Below are 17,250 nucleotides of genomic sequence, written 5' to 3'. Positions count from 1 at the left end.
CCCGATAAGGACCCGCCATGCTCACCACCGTCATCGCACAATGGGAGCGCGCGCAAAAAGCTGCGCTCGAGCTAGCCGACAAACTCGCCCGCGAAACGCACGCCTCGATGCAGGCTGCCGGGGTCGTACCGAACACCGACGTATGGAAGACCCTTGCGAAGACCGCGCTGAACATGGGAAGCCACTATTCCGATGCGATGCAGGCGGCGCTCGACGACGGGTGGAGAACGCAGCGCGATCGAATGAAACTCAAGAGCGCCGCGGATTCCGTCAAAACGCTGGCCGAGATCCATGCCGATCTGGCGGCGCGGGTGACACAGGGACATACGCAGCACGCCAGCGCGCTTGCAAGCGCCGCGGCCCAGTACCTCGAAACCCTCGAACGCTGCCGCAACGTCCAGGACGCCTCGATGGCCATGGCGAAATTCGCCGGCGACCTCCATCATCAGACGAGCGCCTACGCGGCCGTCGTTGCGTCGGTTGCAGTCGGGGCACCGGCGGCGCTCGTGCAGTGGGCTCATGCGCAGCTCGATCAAGACGACGATGAAGACGCCGCGGCGGGGGCAGCATGAACATTGCACTGCGCTTCATCAATCGCTCGAACGATTGCGGCAGCAGCGAAGTCGCGCTGTTTCAGCGCAACGTCATACCGGAATTCGACGAGCTTGCCATTGCCTGGCGCGTCATCCGCTATTGCGGCCGCGACTGCATTCATCCGTTCACGTATTCGACCGATATCGAAATCGCCCTCGGCGATGATCACGGCAATTTTTCGCCGCGTATATCGGCTGCGGCCGGCAGCCGCATCGTCGTTGCGTCTCATCCTGGCGGCCGGCCGCGTCTGGCCAGCGCGAGCGACGGCGCTTTGCACAGCGATATCGAAGTCGTCAACCAGCTCGGGCGTGGCGCCGTCAACGTCAATGCGTACGTCGCGGGTCGCCTGATGGCCGCGAAAACGGCCGTGGCGCCTGGGCAAAAGGCCGTCTTTCAATTTGCACCCGTGCTGTGGATCGGTGTGGGCTCACAAATCGAAGAGAGCCGTGCGTTGGCATCGGCTGTTGTGTCGAGCGCGAACGCGCCGCTCGACCTCCATGGCATCGCGTCGGCCGACATCGCCATGACCGGCGGCGGCAGCGGCGAAAGCGCGCAGCCGTTTCGATTCGAACTTGAAAACGTGGTGCGTCTCTAGCGTCTCTAGCGACGAACCACGGGTACACCGGCACACCCATCGTCCCCGACGATCGATTCACGTTCGACGACCTGCGCTCGCGCAGGCCGGCGGCAAGGTACGCGGCAAACCGATTGCCGTTTCTCAATCAGGAGCTTTAGATGGACATTCAACTGAACTTCGTTAATCGTTCGAACGACGCCAATAATTCGAGCATTGTCATCTTTCAAAAGAACGTCTCGACCGATTTCGACGAGTTGCACGTGGCATGGAAAGTCATTCGCAATTGCGGCCAAGGCGACAACCATCCGTTCCGCTTCCCGATGGCAATGGCAGTGAGCACGAGCGATAGCTATGGAAACTACATGCCGCAGCAAGACGCGACGAATGGCCAGGTGTTCCAGGTCGTGCGCGCACCGTCGGGCGACGTGCTGCAGCTCGCTACGCAGCCGGGCTCCAGCAAGGAAGTCCAGGTTCGCAACGATCTTCCGCAAGGTGCGGTAAACGCCACGATCTATAAAGATGGCACCGCGCTCGCGATCAAAACGTCGATTGCGCCGGGACAAAAGGCCGTGTTCGAGTTCAAGCCGACGATCTGGATCGGCGTGGCCTCGCAGGTCGAGCAGGGCCAGCTCATGAATTCGGCAGTCATGTCGGACATCAACACGGAAATTTCACTGCTGGGCCTCAAGAGCGCCGACATCGTCATGACGGGCGGCGGGCCGGGCCGTCTTTCACTGCCGTTCTCCTTCAGGTTGGAAAACGTGGTGATGGCCTGACGCGCACGAAGCGCTGCGGCGTCAAGGCCAAGCCGCTTGGAGCATACGAACAAACATTTCAACAGGCAGGGTTAGCGATGGACATCAAACTCAATTTCATCAATTTGTCGAACGACGTCAACAACACGCAAATCGTCGTTTTTCAAAAGAACGTTTCAACGGACTTCGACGAGCTCGCGGTGGCGTGGAAAGTGATTTCGAATTGCGGCCGCGGCGCCAATCACCCGTTCGTCTTCCCGATGGCGACGTCGGTAACGGCGAGCGATTCAGATGGCAACTACATGCCGAAGAAGGTGGCGCAAAACGGTCAGCTGTTCACCTTGCAGCGCTCGCATTCGGGCAACGTACTTGCCGCTGCGGGCGCCGCATCGACCTCGCGCGAAGTGCAGGTGCGCAACGACCTGGGTGCCGGCGCAATCAATGCCTCTATCTTCAAGGACGGCCGTCTGCTGTCGACCAAGACGGGCATCGCGCCGGGGCAAAAAGCCGTGTTCGAATTCAAACCGACGCTGTGGATCGGCACGGCCGCGCAAGTCGAAGAAGGACGTCTGATGAACTCGGCGGTGATTTCGGACATTAATACCGAGCTGTCGCTGCTGGGCATTGCAAGCGCCGATATCGTCATGACGGGCGGCGGTGGCGGGACCGCCGCCGTACCGTACCGGTTCGAGCTCACGAACATCGTCATGGGCTGACCCGGGCTCGGGCTCGCAAGTGCGGCGCGCCCGTGGCCGCAGATCGCCGTAGCGGCGTCGGGCGCGCCCTTGCAGGTAGGTAGTTACCACGCTGTCGTTTCCGGCTGCGCTCACCTAATATTCTTCATACTAAAGCTTCAGCGACAATTACGGGGGGCGCTATAGAGCGCCGGCGCAGGGAGCGGTGCGCGCATTTGCGAATGAAAAAACGACGACAAAGGGCGGGGGGTACGCCCGCGTACATTCGCGACGGGAAGAGGTGCACGAGAATACGGTCACGTAAATCGGCTTTGACTGCAAAGAGCCGTTGTTACGTGGATTGATGATCGTGTGCGTCAATGGCGCCTGCACAAAACGAGAACGAGCGAGCGGGGATGCCGGCTGAATACTCGGCACAGTTGCGATTTCGCGCAGGACCGATGCGCGCCACGCAAAGAACAAGACGTCGAGCGATTCAGCCGCTTTCGCAACGCAACACCGTAGGGCAGCGCCTAACGGGGAGGCGTGACATGGATATCCTCGAATTGGCCCGACAAGCGGGCCTGCAAGTGCTGCTCGATGCGCGGATCGGCAGCCAGACCTACCACAGCGTATCGGGTTCGCTGCCAGCACTGCAGCGTTTTGCGGAGGCCGTCGCGGCCGCGGCGCGCGAAGGATCGCCGCGCCGACCCAATGGGCATAACGGGCATACCCGGCATACGACGTCGTCGCGCCACACCGCGGCGGCGCGATTGCGCAAGCGCTCGCCTACCTTCCGCCGGCGCCGGCCGGCAAGCCCCCACCCGAGCGTCGCTTCACCGCATGTCCAAGCCACATGACGACGAGCCAGACCGGGACGAGCCACACGGATACCGACAAACCCGGCGTCAAAGCCAGGATACCGAGCACCGTCGCCATGAAGGCCAAGCACACCCAGTTGGCGACGGGAAACCCGAACGACTTGAAGACGAGCGGCTGACCGGCTGCAACCATCGCCTTGCGCGCCTTCAAATGCGTAAGGCTGATCAGCGCCCAGTTGATGACGAGCGCGGCAACGACGAGCGACATCAAAATATCGAGCGCCCGCGCGGGCATGACGTAGTCGACGATAACGCAGGCAAACGTCGCAACCGCGGACAGCCCGATCGCCACGTAGGGCACGCCGCGCCGATCGACCTTGAGCAGTGCTCGCGGCGCGTTGCCCTGTTCGGCCAAGCCATAAAGCATACGGCTATTCGCATAGACCGAGCTGTTGTACACGGAGAGCGCCGCCGTCAGCACGACCAGATTGAGCACGTTGGCCGTCAACCCCGCGCCGATCTGCGAAAAGATCATGACGAACGGGCTCCCGCCCTGCGCCACTTCATTCCACGGGTGCAAAGCGAGCAACACGACGAGCGAGCCGATATAGAAAATCAAAATGCGATAGAGCACCTGATTGACGGCTTTCGGGATCGTGCGACCCGGATCGTCGGCTTCCGCGGCCGTGATGCCAATCAGTTCGAGACCGCCAAACGAAAACATGATGACGGCCAGCGTCATGAACAGCCCGTTGAAGCCGTGCGGGAAAAAGCCGCCATAGCGCCACAAGTTGGAGATCGACGCCTGCGGGCCGCCGCGGCCGCTTTCGAGCAAATAGGCGCCGAAGACGATCATGCCGATGACGGCAACGACTTTGATGATGGCAAACCAGAATTCGGTTTCGCCGTACGCCTTTACGTTGGCCAGATTGATGGCGTTGATGGCGACGAAGCAGACGAGCGCGGACACCCAGGTGGGTACCGAAGGCCACCAGAAATGAACATAGGTGCCGACCGCCGTCAGTTCGGCCATGCTGACGAGCACGTACAAGACCCAGTAATTCCAGCCGGAAAGGAAGCCGGGGAAATCGCCCCAATACTTGTACGCGAAATGGCTGAACGAACCGGCCACAGGTTCTTGCGCCACCATCTCGCCGAGCTGGCGCATGATCATGAAAGCGATCAGGCCGCCGATCGCGTAGCCCAGGATCATCGAAGGTCCGGCCGCTTTCAGGACGCTTGCCGAACCGAGAAAAAGACCTGTGCCGATCGCGCCGCCGAGCGCGATCAATTGGATATGGCGATTCTTCAGCCCGCGCTTCAAGCCGTCGTGCTGCTCCGTGGGACGCGTCAAAACCAACCTCCTCTCCTGATCGGGATCGTAGTCAAGCGAAGTTGCCCGACCGGCTCATGGCCGATCGGGCAAAGCCCGACATTATAGCCAGCCCGAAAGGAGCCCCCGGCGCCCTACTCTTGCTCCCCATTGCGCAGCAACAGCAGCGGGACCGTTGTATTGTGCAGCAGCGATTCGGCCACGCTGCCTGCGAACAAACGGCGAATGCCGCTGCGTCCGTGCGAGTACATGACGACGAGGTCGGCGTCGAGTTCGTCGATGGCACGCGCGAGCACGGTGGCGAGGCTCTCGCCATAGGCGTCGATGGCGCGGACGCTGCCTTGTTCCGCCAGCGCCGCCAGGCGTTCCCGCGCCTCGCCGAGCACAGTCGTTGCAATCTCGGGCGACGTATCACGCACCGGCATTTGCTCGGCGAACCCCGCCGAGACATCCACCACGCGGGTCGGATGCTCGAGCACGTAGACAGCCTGCAGCTGCGCGCCCGACAGCCGGGCAAGCTCGATCGCCTCGTCCAGCGCGCGACGCGACCCGTCGCTGCCGTCGACGGGGACCAGAATTCGTTTGTACATGGCGACCTCCATGACTTGCGTCGCGCAATCGAATCAATGCGCGACCGACTCGAAAACCGTTCGCAACCAAACAATAACCGGCCAACGTCCCGCCCGATCGACTGCCGAAATTACGAGTGGGCTTCCTCCGTTGCCGGCGTACCGAGGATGCGTTCGGATAGCTTGGGGTCGTAGCTCGAGTGCACGTGGACGCGCTTCTTATCGGGAAACGCGTAGGTATAGGCTTTCCGCAATGCGAGCGACGCCTCGTGAAACCCCGACAAAATCAGCTTTTGCTTGTTCGGATAGACGGCAATATCGCCGACGGCGAAGATACCGGGCACTGAGGTCTCGTAGTTCGAGGTGTCGACGGCGACGCGTCCCGCCCGCACATCGAGGCCCCATTGACCAATCGGCCCGAGGTCCGCCACCAATCCGTAAAGGGCGATCAGATGTTCCGCTTCGATCGTGAGCCCGCCACCGATGGTCTTCACATCGATCGACTGCAATACGCCATCGGGAGCATTGAGCGCCGCGATGGTGCCGATGACGAGATCGAGCTCGCCAGCCGCTACGGCGCGCTTGAGTTCTTGCACCGAAGCGTCCGCGGCACGAAATGCGTCGCGTCGATGTACGAGCGTCACCCGCCGGGCCCCGCTGCGCAGCGCCAACGCCCAGTCGAGCGCGGAATCGCCGCCGCCGGCAATGACGACTCTCCGATCGTCGAACATCGCACGCTGGCGCACGGCGTAATGAACATGCCGTCCTTCCAGCGCTTGCGCTTCCGGCAAGCCGACGCGTTGCGGCACGAATGCGCCGTTGCCTGCCGATAGCAATACGGCGGCCGTATCGAACACGAGTCCGCGCTCGGTCGTGACCCGCCAGCGCTGGGACTGCTCGATGCGCTCGACGCTCATCACACGCTGTCCGAGATGAATCGGCGGCGCGAACGGCTTGCATTGCTCCATGAGACGCTCGATCAATTGCCGTGCGGTGCATACGGGCACTGCGGGAATATCGAAGATGGGCTTGTCGGGGTAAAGCTCGATACATTGACCGCCGACTTCTTCAAGCGCGTCGACGATGTGACAGGACAAGCCGACGACACCGGCTTCGAAAGCCGCAAAGAGTCCGACGGGCCCCGCGCCGATGATGACGACGTCGGTACGAAGCACTTCTTCTCCGCTCGATGCTGCTGCTTCACTCACGATCGATTCCTCATGATGTCCGTAGTCCCGACGATGCAGACGATGCGCGAATGCACCGTGCCGTTCGCGAAAACGCGCGAGGGACAAGACCAAGTATAGGGAGAACCCCGAAGACACGCCGAAGTGGCCCGCTGGCGAGTAGGGAGAAGCGATTGGGGGCGGTGGCAGCCGTTGCGGCAAATAGCCGCGGCAGCACTCAGAAAAAAGGCGTCGCAATCGCGACGCCTTTGATGAGACCGAACCAGCTATGCCGGCTTAGAAGCGGTGACGCAGACCGATCGTTGCGGCCGTCTGGTTGTCCGACGAGCTGACAGCGTTGCCGATGAAACCACCGTTGTAGATCGAAGCCGCGCCGCCCGAGCTCGCGTGCTGGTACACGACCTGTGCATAGACGTCGGTACGCTTGGACAACGCGTAGTCAGCTTGCGCGCCGATTTGATGGAAGCGGACCTTCGCTTGCGTACCTGCCAACGACACACGGCTGTTCGAGAAGGTATAGGCGACACCCAGGCCCAGTGCCGGCGTCAGGTTGTACTTTGCGTTGACTTCATAGTTGTCTTGACGCAGCGACAGCGGCAGGTTTTGCACATTGTCCAGACGTGCTTGCGTCCACAACGCGCCAACCTGTGCCGCACCGAACGCGTAGCTTGCGCCAACGCCATACGTACGCTGACGCGCATTGCCGATCGTGGCGTTCGGGTTCACCGCCACAGCGGCAGCCACTGCATTGCCGAATTGGCCGAGGTACGAACCGTCCGATGCGCCCGTGCCCGACAGCGGGTTGTTCAACTGCGAGTAAGCGGCTGCGACGCGCAGGCCTTGCAGCTCATAAGCCGCGCCGAGGCTGTATTCGCGGTTGGTCGCGAAGCCGCCGGCCTGGTTCGAGAAGCCGTACGTTGCACCGAACGTGAAGCCTGCGTAGTTGGCGCTCGTGAACTTGATCGAGTTGTTGACCGCAAAGCCGCCGTTCGTGTTCAGGTTGTCGAAGTTGCCGACGTGCGCGAACGACGTGCCGCCCCAGCTGCCCGTGGCGCTCAACGGTGCGAGGTAATCTTGCGCGGCGTCATATTGACGGCCGAGCGTGACGGTACCGTAGTTGCTCGACAGGCCGACGAACGACTGGCGGTTGAATTCGCTGCCGCTGTTGGCGAAACGGCCGCTGTTCAGGTTGAAACCGCTTTCCAACGTGAAGATAGCCTTGAGACCATTGCCGAGGTCTTCCGAGCCCTTCAGACCGAAGCGGCTCTGGTTGATGCCGCCCGACGTTTGTTGCCAGTTCGACTTGCCACCAACGTTGCTGGTGTACGAAAGACCGGCATCGATCAGGCCATAAAGCGTGACGCTGCTTTGAGCGTGTGCTGCGACTGCGAAAGAGGCGGAAACCGCTGCGACGACCAGGGTTTTTTTCATTAGAGAGAAGTCCCTTTTATAAAACTGGCTCACTGCCAGACTTCGGAATAGACGGGGTTCGCGGTTGGCGCCGCTTGCGAGAAGCGTTGGAGTCGAAGCGAAGCACCCGTCCGATGAGCGCCGAGTCTACGGGTTGACCCTGGTTAGGGTATACGTTGATCACACAACACGTTTTTGCGTGAAGAGAAACAATCGACCTGGTGAAAACACCTAGCTCATTGTTTTTGAACAGTTTTGTTTTGTGGTAATGCCGATCCGCAGACCGGCCGATAGGCGGGGCGGAGCGCCTCGCCCAGTTGCAGAATTGCAACGCTTTTCATCAACGCGTCACATCGGCAACGCCAACACGGCGCCGGTGGCGAGCGCAAACGCGCCCGGACGCGCCATTCAATTGTGAGATTGGCTGTCGACGGCGAACGCACGCCGCCCGGTTCTGGGAGGGCGCAGCACGTCAACGCAACGAGTGAGCGGAAGGCGGATAAAAAGACGGCCCGCCGGCGAAACGCCGAACGGGCCTAGGAGGGTTGGCCTCGAGATAGCCAGGGCCGACTATACCTAATCGAAATTCGGTGCGGGCGCTTCGTAACGAACGGTAAAACATTTCTTTGCACGGAACCGATACCGGCACTCAACGCCTGAAGATGCTGTGCTCGGGGCGACCCGCGTTCTTTTCGACGGCCTGCAAACGCCACATGCCGTCGGTTTGCCGGTGCGCGCCGCTGGACCATTGCGCCCCGCCCTGGGCCGCTGTGGGCGCGTCGCAGTCGACACGCAATCCACGCAAGGTGCAAAGCGGCTGCTCGGTCGTCGGCGCGCACAGCTTCGTGACGCCGCCCTCATCGCGCAATTCGCCCCATGGTGGAAGATCAATCCCGTCATGCGATTCTCTGGACCATATGCGCTCTTCCGTATCCAGCCAGAGCACCGCGTAGTCATGATTGACGGTGGGATCGGAACCGTTAATCAAAATGGTCAGACGCATTGCGTGCTCCTTTGAGGTAGTCGCCGAGAGATAGAGTCTATGTCGCGACGACTCGATTGCAAGGAGCCGAACGTCGCAGCGCCAAGCGCAGCGACACGCCTGTGATGGGACCGGACCGCGCACGCCCGGTGGGCGCCGCGCAGGCTCGACGCCAAAAAGTTTATGCGCATAAAACTCTTATAAGTTTTATATCGCTAATGTCTTGTCGTACGCCGTGTGCACCTGCCCCATACAGACTGCCCGCTCACGCAAGCGCCCGCTAACCCGCCGGCTCGCGTGCGGTGACGAATCGAAACGTCAGGTTGATCCGCTCGCCGCGCAACCCGGGTACTTTGGCGATGCGGTGCCGCCATTCTTGCTGTGTGCTGCCACGCATGACCAAAAGGCTTCCGCTGGTCAGTTCGAAGGCACGCAGTTGGCCCGTTTGGTTATGTCGAAGATCGAACCGGCGCGCAACGCCAAGACTGACAGAGGCGATCACCGGCTGAGGGCCGAGTTCCGGCTCGCGATCGGCATGCCATCCCATGCTGTCCTCTCCGCTGCGGTATCGGTTCAGCAAAACGCTGTTGAAATGCGCTGCGCAAGTCGTTTCGGCGAGCGACTTCACGGCGTGAACGGTTGGAGTCCAGGCATGCGGCTCGTTGCGAATGCCGGAATAAATGTAGACAGCGCCAGGGTCGCCCTGCCAAGCCGTCAGGCGTGGCAAAGGTTTGATGCCGCCGGGCGTACGAATGAGATCCTGCTTCCACAGCACCTCGTCGACCAGTGCGGAAAGCGCCACCGCGGCCTCATCGGGTGACAGCCAATGCGGATACCAGTCAACCTCGGCCCGCGGCACATTGCCAAACATGTCGTCGATCATCCATTAACCTCAATGCGGCACGGGAGCGGGAGCCCGTTTAACGAATACGTTCCCCGCAGCAGATGTTCACCGTGAAAGAGCGCCCGCACCATCCGTAATTTGCCCGCTTCTTCACCGTCGTGCCCCAACGGGAAACGGCAAGGCGGCCAAGCAAGAAGCCGGCGCCATCGCTATCATTGAGCCCTTTCGAACCCCAGGTGCTACGCCGGCAACTTCTTTATCGACCATGACACTTTCCGACGACGCTCTTGATCTACTCTTTCGCGAAGCACGCACGCATAGCGCGTGGCTACCCCGGCCCGTAGACGATGCGCTGTTGGAGCGAATCGTCTCGCTTACCGTCATGGGACCCACCTCGGCCAATTGCAGCCCCGGTCGTTTCGTTTTCGTCAAGACGGCGGAAGCCAAAGAAAAGCTGCGACCCGCGCTATCGGCGGGCAACGTGGATAAGACGATGGCTGCCCCGGTGACTGTCATCGTCGCGATGGACATGGCTTTTTTCGACCAGCTTCCAAGACTCTTTCCGCACGCCGACGCGCGCAGTTGGTTCGTCGGCAACGACGAGTTGGTCCGCGCCACCGCGTTCCGCAATTCATCGCTGCAAGGGGCTTACCTGATTATGGCGGCGCGCGCGCTGGGGCTCGACGCAGGCCCGATGTCAGGTTTCGACGCAGCCCAGGTAGACGAGGCCTTTTTCGCCGGAACGACCATTCGGTCCAACTTCCTCGTCAACCTCGGGTACGGCGACCGAACGAAACTGCATCCGCGCAATCCACGGCTTTCCTTCGGGGACATCGCACGTATAGCTTGATGCGCGAGGGCGTGCGACGCGGGTCACGGCAGCTGCGTCGCTGCAATTATGTAAGCAGCGCAATATAAAACACGACGGCACCGATTAGTGCACCGACGAAACAAAAGCCTTCGCTTTTCTCGTCGGAACCCTGCCGCAGCCACGCGCCCACCACGCCGAACAGGCCCGCGATGCCAAGCGCGACGAAAACCATTGCCACGTCGAACAAGGCGCTACGACTGATTTCGAGCAGATCGGCCCGTCGCATGCCGTAATAGACGGCCAACGCCATCAGCGACAGAACGACGAGCGGCAGCATCACATGGCTGCCCTCGTAACCGAGATGATGTGCGTGGTGTCCTCGACGAGGCCATATGTCGATTTTCATGATTCGCCTCCTCTCGTTTCCGAAGGCGCAATCGGCGCGCGAATGAATCGATCGATGCTCATAGCTTACGTCGATTTCGAAGGCGGCGAAACCGCGGCAAATCCCGCATCCGGCCGGCTCTGCCGCGCAGCCGAGCCGCTGCCGGCACGTTCTATTGCACGCCAGTACAATGCGTTATCGCGCGTATGCCACGCGTTCCGCGCCAATCGCGCCATTGAGTCACCCCCTGTCATCGCCCATGCGCCGCTCTTCGTTCTTCACCCGCGCCATCTTTATCGGCGTAATGCTGCATGTCTATGTCGGGTTGCGGATCGTTCCCGAATTGCCGGTGGGCACGCCGGTCAAAATAGTCGGCGTGTGCGCCCTCATTTGCTCGTGCTTTTTGATTCCGCTGAGCATGCTCGTGCGCAGGTTCGATCATCGACCAAGCCTGGATCGCATTGCATGGATCGGCCTCGTGGATATGGGCTTGTTCTCGTCGCTGCTCGTCTTCACGATCCTGCGCGATGTCGTACTGGCTTCGGCATTGACGATAGACGCGCTTTGGCCCGGCCTTATATTGCTCGACCGATGGCGTACCGATACGGCCGCGGGCGTGGTCGGGCTCGCGATATTGTCGACGCTTATCGGTTTCGTCAATGCACGACGCCGCGCCAAAGTGGTCTCGGTGGATGTGCCGATCGAGCAATTGCCGGCCGAACTCGATGGCCTGACGATCGTTCAGATCAGCGATATCCACGTCGGGCCGACGATCAAAGCGCGCTATGTCGATGCGATCGTCGACGCCGTCAATCGCCTCGATGCAGACATCATCGCGGTGACGGGCGACATCGTCGACGGCAGCGTCGCGCAGCTGGCCGGCCATACGCGGCCGCTGGGGCGTCTCACCGCACGCTACGGCGCTTACCTCGTCACGGGAAATCACGAGTACTACTCGGGGGCCACACAATGGATCGCGGAATTCGAGCGCCTGGGCTTGCGCGTCCTTCTGAATGAACACATCGTGCTCGAGCACAACGGCGCGAAATTCATCGTCGCAGGCGTAACCGATTTTTCGGCCGGTCAGTTCGACGAGACGCACCGAAGCGATCCTGCGGCCGCCCTGGACAATGCACCTCGCGACATCGGCATCAAGCTATTGCTCGCGCATCAACCCCGCAGCGCGTTGGCAGCTGCCGAGGCCGGCTATACGTTGCAACTTTCGGGGCATACGCACGGCGGCCAATTCTTCCCGTGGAACTTCTTCGTCCGACTACAGCAGCCGTTCACGGCAGGGCTCGCCAAGCTCGACTCGCTCTGGATCTATACGAGCCGCGGCACCGGCTACTGGGGGCCGCCGAAGCGCCTCGGCGCACCGTCCGAGATCACGCGCCTGCGCCTCGTCGGCAACCCGATGCAGTGAACCGGAGCGTCAAGCCTCGGGCATCCCCGGCTCGACGCGCCCGGCGCTAGGGTCTCGGGACCGAGCGGATATTCCCGATTTCCGAGTCCGCGCCCGCGTTGTCGCCATAGGTTGGCGGCACGCCCCCGGCGTCATAGGGATGGACGGCCCCGCGCCGCGCCGCGTGCGGTTCAGCGCAAATATCGCCAACCGAATCGCCGAATCGCGAACGTACGAATGCGCGCAGCAGCGCGATCCTCGGGTGCTCGCCGTCCGCTTCGGTGGTCTGCTTCCCGCCGAAGCGGGCGCGGCAATGCGCGCCGAGCTCATCGCGCGTCCACTCCAGCGCGTCGGCGCGCTCCAGGATTTCGAACGCATCGGCCCAACCCGCGGTCGGAGAGAACGGCTGCGCGAGCTTGCGCAACGAGCCGTGCGCGAATGTCACGACGATATCGGGCTCCGCCCGGTTGAAAATCACCTCCTCCTGGTCGTCGACCAATGCTCGCGCGCACCAATAGTCGAGTGCACGTCCCGCCAATTCGCCAGTCTTCACGGCTTACCTCCTTCAACTGCCCGATGCGCTGCAATCGCTCGTTCGCCGGTGTGCAGGCACGCGTATACGCGCAACGAGCGGATAGTGGTCGGATGCTTGTCGCGCGAGCGCGCTGCGATGCACGGATACATCGATCAGACATTCTCCCGGGTGCATCCAAATGCGATCGAGCGCAAACACGGGACAGAACGTCGGGAACGTGCGAGGCGCCGGCGCGCGCCGAAAATGCGAAACCAGCGCGCGTAGCGCTCGGCCACGCACGAACCATTCGTTGATGTCGCCCACGAGGATGACAGGCAGTTCGCTGTTGTCGAAAGCCGAGAGCAGTGTCCGCACCTGCGTGCTGCGTTCGCTCGCCGACAGCCCAAGATGCGTGGCGACGACGCGTATCAATTGCCCGCCGCATTCGATGTCGGCGTCGAGCGCGCCGCGGGGCTCGCGCCGGTGAAACGACAAATCGAGCGTGCGGGTCGCGCGCACGGGCAACCTCGACAACACCGCATTCCCGTAACGGCGTTTCGGCGAGTCGAGCGTCGGCCCTTCGACTGCGTACATGCCTGTTACGTCGCGCAGCTGTGCAAGAACGTCGGGCGTTTCGGAACCTCCGAGCGGCACCTCTTGCAGTGCGACGACGTCGGCATCGAGTTCTTTGATGACACGGACAATGCGCCCCGCCATCTCCCGCTTGGCCTTGGCCGTCCATGTGGGCAGGCCGCCGGCGATGTTATACGTGACAATCCGGAGCTCGCGGCCGGTGTCGCTTCGCGCCCCAACACTATCGCTGTTGCGGGGGCTTTCAGCAATCGCCTCTGCCAGTGCGCAGGCGCGCCCGTTAAGGGTTTCGTTCACTTGCGCCGCCCCAGCCAGCGTTGCAGGATCACCGAAATGCCGACGAGCGCCACACCGATCGCCGACATCATGGCGACCGAACCGACGTCCGGATGTCGAATGGCTTCCAACAGTTGATGCGCGAAAGTCACCGTCAGCACGATGCCGGGCACCATGCCGATCACCGAGCCGATCATGTAATCGCGCAAGCGGATGTGGGACGCGCCAGCAACAAGGTTGACGACCGTAAACGGCGCGATCGGCAACAAACGGAGAATGACGACCGTTACGATGCCGCGCTGGCCGATACGTTCGCTGAGTTTATTCGCACGCGCACCAGCCAGGCGCCGAACGGCATCGCCTCCCAGCAACCAGCCGATACCGTACGTCGCGATCGCGGACAGCAGCGTTCCGCCCAGTGCGTACCCGATACCGGGCCACGCGCCGAAGACAAGCCCGGTGGCCGCGATCAGGAACGTGATAGGCACGGAGACGATAGCCGCAGCCACGTAGGCTGATAGCAAAATGACGGGCGCGAACGGAAGCGCATCCGCGCGCCGGATGATCCGCGCGAGTTCGGCGAGGTTCAGATGCTCACCGAACGACGTGAAGCGCCAAAGGACTGCCATCACCACCAGGACGAGGACGATGCCGCCGAGCCCCAGAAAGCGCACCGTCAGCGACTTACTCCTCTCTTCGGGGACGAACTCGCGCATGAACGCGTCGGGCGCAATCGGCTGCTCGGGGTCCAGCCAGGCGTTGACCGGCACGAGCTTGTCGAGATCCGCGGTAATGACAGGCGTGAACTGCCGCAGGCTCCGGCCGTCAGCGCGCCTGAGCGCGTCGATCGCGGTGTTGAGGCGGCCGTCAGCCTCCAACGCCCGAATGACCTCGGCTTCCTCCACATCGAGGTGCTCTGCCAGCAAGCGATTTCGCCACCGGGCGATCGCTTCGCTCACACGGGCGTCGCCGTTGGCGTCGATTGTGATGTTGCACTCGGTGTCGAGCACCATCGATCGATTGTTCAGATTGGCGCTGCCGATGGACAGCACCTCATCATCGATGATCATGATTTTGCTATGCACATTGACGCAGCTGTCTCCCAGGCCATCGACGTGCGGACAGTACATACGGAAGCGTCCGTGCCGATCGGCGTCGACGAGGGCTTGATGCAGGCGTGCGCGCAGCACGCCCATCGTCGCTTCCTGCAGCCATCCGCTCTGCATCCGCGGCACAACGGTGGCGATGTCCGGTCCGTTATCCTGGATCAGCCGACGGCAAAGCGCCTCGCGGACGACAGCAGCCGTGAAATACTGATTCTCGATGTAGACGTTGCGACGCGCGGCCGCGATCAGATCCGCGGTCAGCGCCCGTATGTGTTGAACTGCGCTGCGAGAACCATAAGGGGGTTCGGTCAACGAGATTCCGAGCATGACATCGCGCAATTCGACATGGGCGCTTGGAGGCCACGGATCCGAGTCATGATCGACGGCCCGATGAGCCCGCACGGCCAGCGGCTTGCCGCATGACCGCTGCCACCGCTCGCGCGCGAGCGCGCCGATTGCCGCGGCGGCGTCACCGTCGAACATCGCTTCGACATCGTGAAAAGGCCCGTATGGCACGCCATTGGCGTCACGGCGAAGGCCATCGTCAGGCATGTGGGCAGGCGTATCCCAGCGAGATCGCGTGAGATCGAGACCACCCACGAACGCGAGCCGGTCGTCGATTACCACGAGCTTCTGGTGATGCGAGGCGCCGCGCGGATGCGCGCCGTCTTGTCGGAATACGATCCCGCGACGCGAATGCCAGCCCGTCTGATAGACGGGCAGCCACTCACGTTCGAAGGCATAGATCATCGCGAAATCCCATGCAAGGATGTAGATTCGCAACCGTCGTCGCATCAGCGATAGGCTTTGCAGGAACTCGCCCAATGGTTCGGGGAACGCATCAGGCGCGCCTTGGGGCGTAAGGCGCATGCGGCTGTCGATGTCCCAACCCACGATGAAGACCGTGCGCTGCGCGCGCAGGAGCGCTTCCCGCAGAATCGCAAAGTAGGCGCTGCCATCGATGAGGAGCGCGAAGCGATCGGCGTGGTGAATCGACCCACAATTGCGTCCTGCCTCGAGTAGTCCATGCCGCGACGTCGACGAAGGAGAGACGCGGGTCGAATCACGCGCCGGGAAAGTTGTGTGCGGAGCAGCGGTGCTCGCCATCTATGCGCGGCCGGTCAGATGATGGGAACCCCGCCTGTCACCGCTACGGTCGCGCCCGAGACATAGCTGGCTTCGTCGCTTGCGAGCATGACATAGACGGGTGCGAGCTCGGCGGGCTGTCCCGGACGCTGCATCGGCGTTTGCTTTCCGAATTCCTTGACGTTGTCAGGGGGCAATGTCGCGGGGATCAGCGGCGTCCAGATCGGCCCGGGGGCGACGCAATTAGAACGGATACCGCGATCGGCCAACAATTGTGCGAGTCCGCCCGTGAAATTTTGGATAGCCCCTTTGGTGGTCGCGTAAGGAAGCAGCGTCGGCCGCGGTTTGTCTGCGTTGACGGAGGTCGTATTGATGATCGCGCCACCGGACTTCATATGCGGCAGTGCTGCTTTGACCAGCCGAAACATCGCGCCGATGTTGATATCGAACGTGCGATCCCACTCGTCGTCGGTGATCTCTTCCACCGACTCGAAGTTCATCTGATGGGCCGCGTTGTTGACCAGCACGTCGATGCGGCCGAATGCCCCGACCGCACGATCCACGATCGCGCGAGCCTGGTTACGGTCGGCAAGATCACCGGCAACAAGGACCGCCTTTTGCCCCGCTTTCTCGACCCATCTCGCCGTCTCACGCGCGTCGTCATGCTCATTGAAGTACGCGATCAGAACGTCGGCGCCTTCGCGAGCGAACGCGATCGCCACTGCTCGTCCGATACCACTATCGGCACCTGTAATGATCGCGGCCTTGCCCGATAAGCGGCCGTGGCCCTGATAACTGTTCTCCCCATGATCCGGCTGCGGGCTCATGGGTTCGGTCCTACCCGGGACGTTCTCCTGTTGCTGCTCCGGCATGGGCGGTGTCGGTTTGCTCGTCATAATCGGCTCCTGATCGACTGCACTGCGAATGCAGCGGAAACGATAGAAGGCGAGCAATGGTCATGCCTTGCAGCGACGACGGTACTTGGTTTGGCATGTTGCGCGACGAAAGCTGTGCGGGTGCGCAAAGCACCCACCGCCGGGAGCGTTGACGCTGTCGGGGGTGGGTATGAGGATGCGATGCAAGAGCGAGGCTTGTGCGGCACCAAAGCACAAACCCCCGAGAGCGCTATGGCTGTCGGGGGTTTGGGTGCTACTTGCGGTGCATTGGTCAGAGTAAGCGCTAACGCGCTAGCTCTGACTGGCAAGGGGAGCCTGACGATTACCTACTTTCACACGGGAATCCGCACTATCATCGGCGTGGAGTCGTTTCACGGTCCTGTTCGGGATGGGAAGGGGTGGTACCAACTCGCTGTGGTCATCAGGCATAACTTGTT

Annotated in this window: 17 protein-coding genes and 1 rRNA gene; 6 read left to right on the top strand and 12 right to left on the bottom strand. The window is 61.8% G+C overall.

The window, feature by feature from the left end:
* Positions 1–17: 17 nt before the first annotated feature.
* From C0Z19_RS27210 to C0Z19_RS27195, 4 genes are all read left to right on the top strand, one after another.
* The gene (locus C0Z19_RS27210) at positions 18–572 is read left to right on the top strand and encodes a hypothetical protein (protein ID WP_102612933.1); all 555 of its coding nucleotides are present in this window, start codon (positions 18–20) and stop codon (positions 570–572) included.
* The gene (locus C0Z19_RS27205) at positions 569–1,189 is read left to right on the top strand and encodes a hypothetical protein (RefSeq protein ID WP_102612932.1); all 621 of its coding nucleotides are present in this window, start codon (positions 569–571) and stop codon (positions 1,187–1,189) included. The genes C0Z19_RS27210 and C0Z19_RS27205 overlap by 4 nt, the downstream gene beginning before the upstream one ends.
* A 140-nt stretch (positions 1,190–1,329) precedes the next feature.
* A complete protein-coding gene (locus tag C0Z19_RS27200) occupies positions 1,330–1,947 on the top strand; it encodes a hypothetical protein (protein ID WP_102612931.1) in 618 nt (205 codons plus the stop codon).
* Positions 1,948–2,024: 77 nt separating this feature from the next.
* Positions 2,025–2,642 carry a hypothetical protein gene (locus C0Z19_RS27195; RefSeq protein ID WP_102612930.1) on the top strand — a complete coding sequence of 206 codons (618 nt, stop codon included), beginning with the start codon at positions 2,025–2,027 and terminating at the stop codon, positions 2,640–2,642.
* A 747-nt stretch (positions 2,643–3,389) separates the two neighbouring features.
* On the opposite strand, the gene C0Z19_RS27185 is transcribed toward C0Z19_RS27195, so the two are convergent.
* From C0Z19_RS27185 to C0Z19_RS27160, 6 genes are all read right to left on the bottom strand, one after another.
* Positions 3,390–4,775, bottom strand: coding sequence for an amino acid permease (locus tag C0Z19_RS27185; protein ID WP_102612938.1), 1,386 nt, complete (start codon positions 4,773–4,775; stop codon positions 3,390–3,392).
* Between the two features lie 113 nt (positions 4,776–4,888).
* A complete protein-coding gene (locus C0Z19_RS27180) occupies positions 4,889–5,344 on the bottom strand; it encodes a universal stress protein (RefSeq protein ID WP_102612937.1) in 456 nt (151 codons plus the stop codon).
* A gap of 110 nt (positions 5,345–5,454) precedes the next feature.
* Positions 5,455–6,531, bottom strand: a complete 1,077-nt coding sequence (locus C0Z19_RS27175) for an NAD(P)/FAD-dependent oxidoreductase (protein ID WP_102612936.1) — start codon at positions 6,529–6,531, stop codon at positions 5,455–5,457.
* Between the two features lie 255 nt (positions 6,532–6,786).
* Positions 6,787–7,941, bottom strand: a complete 1,155-nt coding sequence (locus tag C0Z19_RS27170) for a porin (RefSeq protein WP_102612928.1) — start codon at positions 7,939–7,941, stop codon at positions 6,787–6,789.
* Positions 7,942–8,569: 628 nt separating this feature from the next.
* Positions 8,570–8,923 carry a DUF3564 family protein gene (locus tag C0Z19_RS27165; RefSeq protein ID WP_102612927.1) on the bottom strand — a complete coding sequence of 118 codons (354 nt, stop codon included), beginning with the start codon at positions 8,921–8,923 and terminating at the stop codon, positions 8,570–8,572.
* Positions 8,924–9,182: 259 nt separating this feature from the next.
* Positions 9,183–9,785: an alpha-ketoglutarate-dependent dioxygenase AlkB family protein gene (locus C0Z19_RS27160; RefSeq protein WP_175084106.1), complete on the bottom strand. Its 603-nt coding sequence runs from the start codon at positions 9,783–9,785 to the stop codon at positions 9,183–9,185.
* Positions 9,786–10,011: 226 nt separating this feature from the next.
* Here C0Z19_RS27160 and C0Z19_RS27155 point away from each other — a divergent pair, with 226 nt between their 5' ends.
* The gene (locus C0Z19_RS27155) at positions 10,012–10,596 is read left to right on the top strand and encodes a malonic semialdehyde reductase (RefSeq protein ID WP_102612926.1); all 585 of its coding nucleotides are present in this window, start codon (positions 10,012–10,014) and stop codon (positions 10,594–10,596) included.
* Between the two features lie 46 nt (positions 10,597–10,642).
* Here C0Z19_RS27155 and C0Z19_RS27150 read toward each other — a convergent pair whose 3' ends face one another.
* Entirely contained in the window at positions 10,643–10,963 is a 321-nt protein-coding gene (locus tag C0Z19_RS27150; protein ID WP_102612925.1) for a hypothetical protein, read from the bottom strand.
* A 238-nt stretch (positions 10,964–11,201) separates the two neighbouring features.
* Between C0Z19_RS27150 and C0Z19_RS27145 the strand changes: the two genes are divergently transcribed.
* Entirely contained in the window at positions 11,202–12,365 is a 1,164-nt protein-coding gene (locus tag C0Z19_RS27145) for a metallophosphoesterase (protein WP_102612924.1), read from the top strand.
* A 46-nt stretch (positions 12,366–12,411) separates the two neighbouring features.
* Here C0Z19_RS27145 and C0Z19_RS27140 read toward each other — a convergent pair whose 3' ends face one another.
* From C0Z19_RS27140 to rrf, 5 genes are all read right to left on the bottom strand, one after another.
* Positions 12,412–12,897, bottom strand: a complete 486-nt coding sequence (locus C0Z19_RS27140; protein ID WP_102612923.1) for a phage protein NinX family protein — start codon at positions 12,895–12,897, stop codon at positions 12,412–12,414.
* A gap of 12 nt (positions 12,898–12,909) precedes the next feature.
* A complete protein-coding gene (locus tag C0Z19_RS27135) occupies positions 12,910–13,701 on the bottom strand; it encodes an endonuclease/exonuclease/phosphatase family protein (RefSeq protein WP_233196312.1) in 792 nt (263 codons plus the stop codon).
* A 41-nt stretch (positions 13,702–13,742) separates the two neighbouring features.
* Positions 13,743–15,938 carry a VTT domain-containing protein gene (locus C0Z19_RS27130; protein WP_102612922.1) on the bottom strand — a complete coding sequence of 732 codons (2,196 nt, stop codon included), beginning with the start codon at positions 15,936–15,938 and terminating at the stop codon, positions 13,743–13,745.
* Positions 15,939–15,952: 14 nt separating this feature from the next.
* Entirely contained in the window at positions 15,953–16,813 is an 861-nt protein-coding gene (locus tag C0Z19_RS27125) for a glucose 1-dehydrogenase (protein ID WP_102612921.1), read from the bottom strand.
* Between the two features lie 313 nt (positions 16,814–17,126).
* Positions 17,127–17,239: ribosomal RNA gene (gene rrf / locus C0Z19_RS27120) — 5S ribosomal RNA — on the bottom strand.
* Between the last annotated feature and the right edge of the window lie 11 nt (positions 17,240–17,250).

The organism is Trinickia soli (assembly GCF_002879855.1).
Lineage (GTDB): Bacteria > Pseudomonadota > Gammaproteobacteria > Burkholderiales > Burkholderiaceae > Trinickia > Trinickia soli.
The sequence above is the reverse complement of the archived record's forward strand: the minus strand, read 5'-3'. Positions and strand labels throughout refer to the sequence as shown.

What these genes read in the sequence shown, in the direction of transcription:
- C0Z19_RS27210 (WP_102612933.1), top strand. Translation starts at nt 18, where the DNA reads ATGCTCACCACCGTCATCGCACAATGGGAGCGCGCGCAAAAAGCTGCG.
- C0Z19_RS27205 (WP_102612932.1), top strand. Translation starts at nt 569, where the DNA reads ATGAACATTGCACTGCGCTTCATCAATCGCTCGAACGATTGCGGCAGC.
- C0Z19_RS27200 (WP_102612931.1), top strand. Translation starts at nt 1,330, where the DNA reads ATGGACATTCAACTGAACTTCGTTAATCGTTCGAACGACGCCAATAAT.
- C0Z19_RS27195 (WP_102612930.1), top strand. Translation starts at nt 2,025, where the DNA reads ATGGACATCAAACTCAATTTCATCAATTTGTCGAACGACGTCAACAAC.
- C0Z19_RS27180 (WP_102612937.1), bottom strand. Translation starts at nt 5,344, where the DNA reads ATGTACAAACGAATTCTGGTCCCCGTCGACGGCAGCGACGGGTCGCGT.
- C0Z19_RS27170 (WP_102612928.1), bottom strand. Translation starts at nt 7,941, where the DNA reads ATGAAAAAAACCCTGGTCGTCGCAGCGGTTTCCGCCTCTTTCGCAGTC.
- C0Z19_RS27165 (WP_102612927.1), bottom strand. Translation starts at nt 8,923, where the DNA reads ATGCGTCTGACCATTTTGATTAACGGTTCCGATCCCACCGTCAATCAT.
- C0Z19_RS27160 (WP_175084106.1), bottom strand. Translation starts at nt 9,785, where the DNA reads ATGATCGACGACATGTTTGGCAATGTGCCGCGGGCCGAGGTTGACTGG.
- C0Z19_RS27155 (WP_102612926.1), top strand. Translation starts at nt 10,012, where the DNA reads ATGACACTTTCCGACGACGCTCTTGATCTACTCTTTCGCGAAGCACGC.
- C0Z19_RS27150 (WP_102612925.1), bottom strand. Translation starts at nt 10,963, where the DNA reads ATGAAAATCGACATATGGCCTCGTCGAGGACACCACGCACATCATCTC.
- C0Z19_RS27145 (WP_102612924.1), top strand. Translation starts at nt 11,202, where the DNA reads ATGCGCCGCTCTTCGTTCTTCACCCGCGCCATCTTTATCGGCGTAATG.
- C0Z19_RS27130 (WP_102612922.1), bottom strand. Translation starts at nt 15,938, where the DNA reads ATGGCGAGCACCGCTGCTCCGCACACAACTTTCCCGGCGCGTGATTCG.
- C0Z19_RS27125 (WP_102612921.1), bottom strand. Translation starts at nt 16,813, where the DNA reads ATGACGAGCAAACCGACACCGCCCATGCCGGAGCAGCAACAGGAGAAC.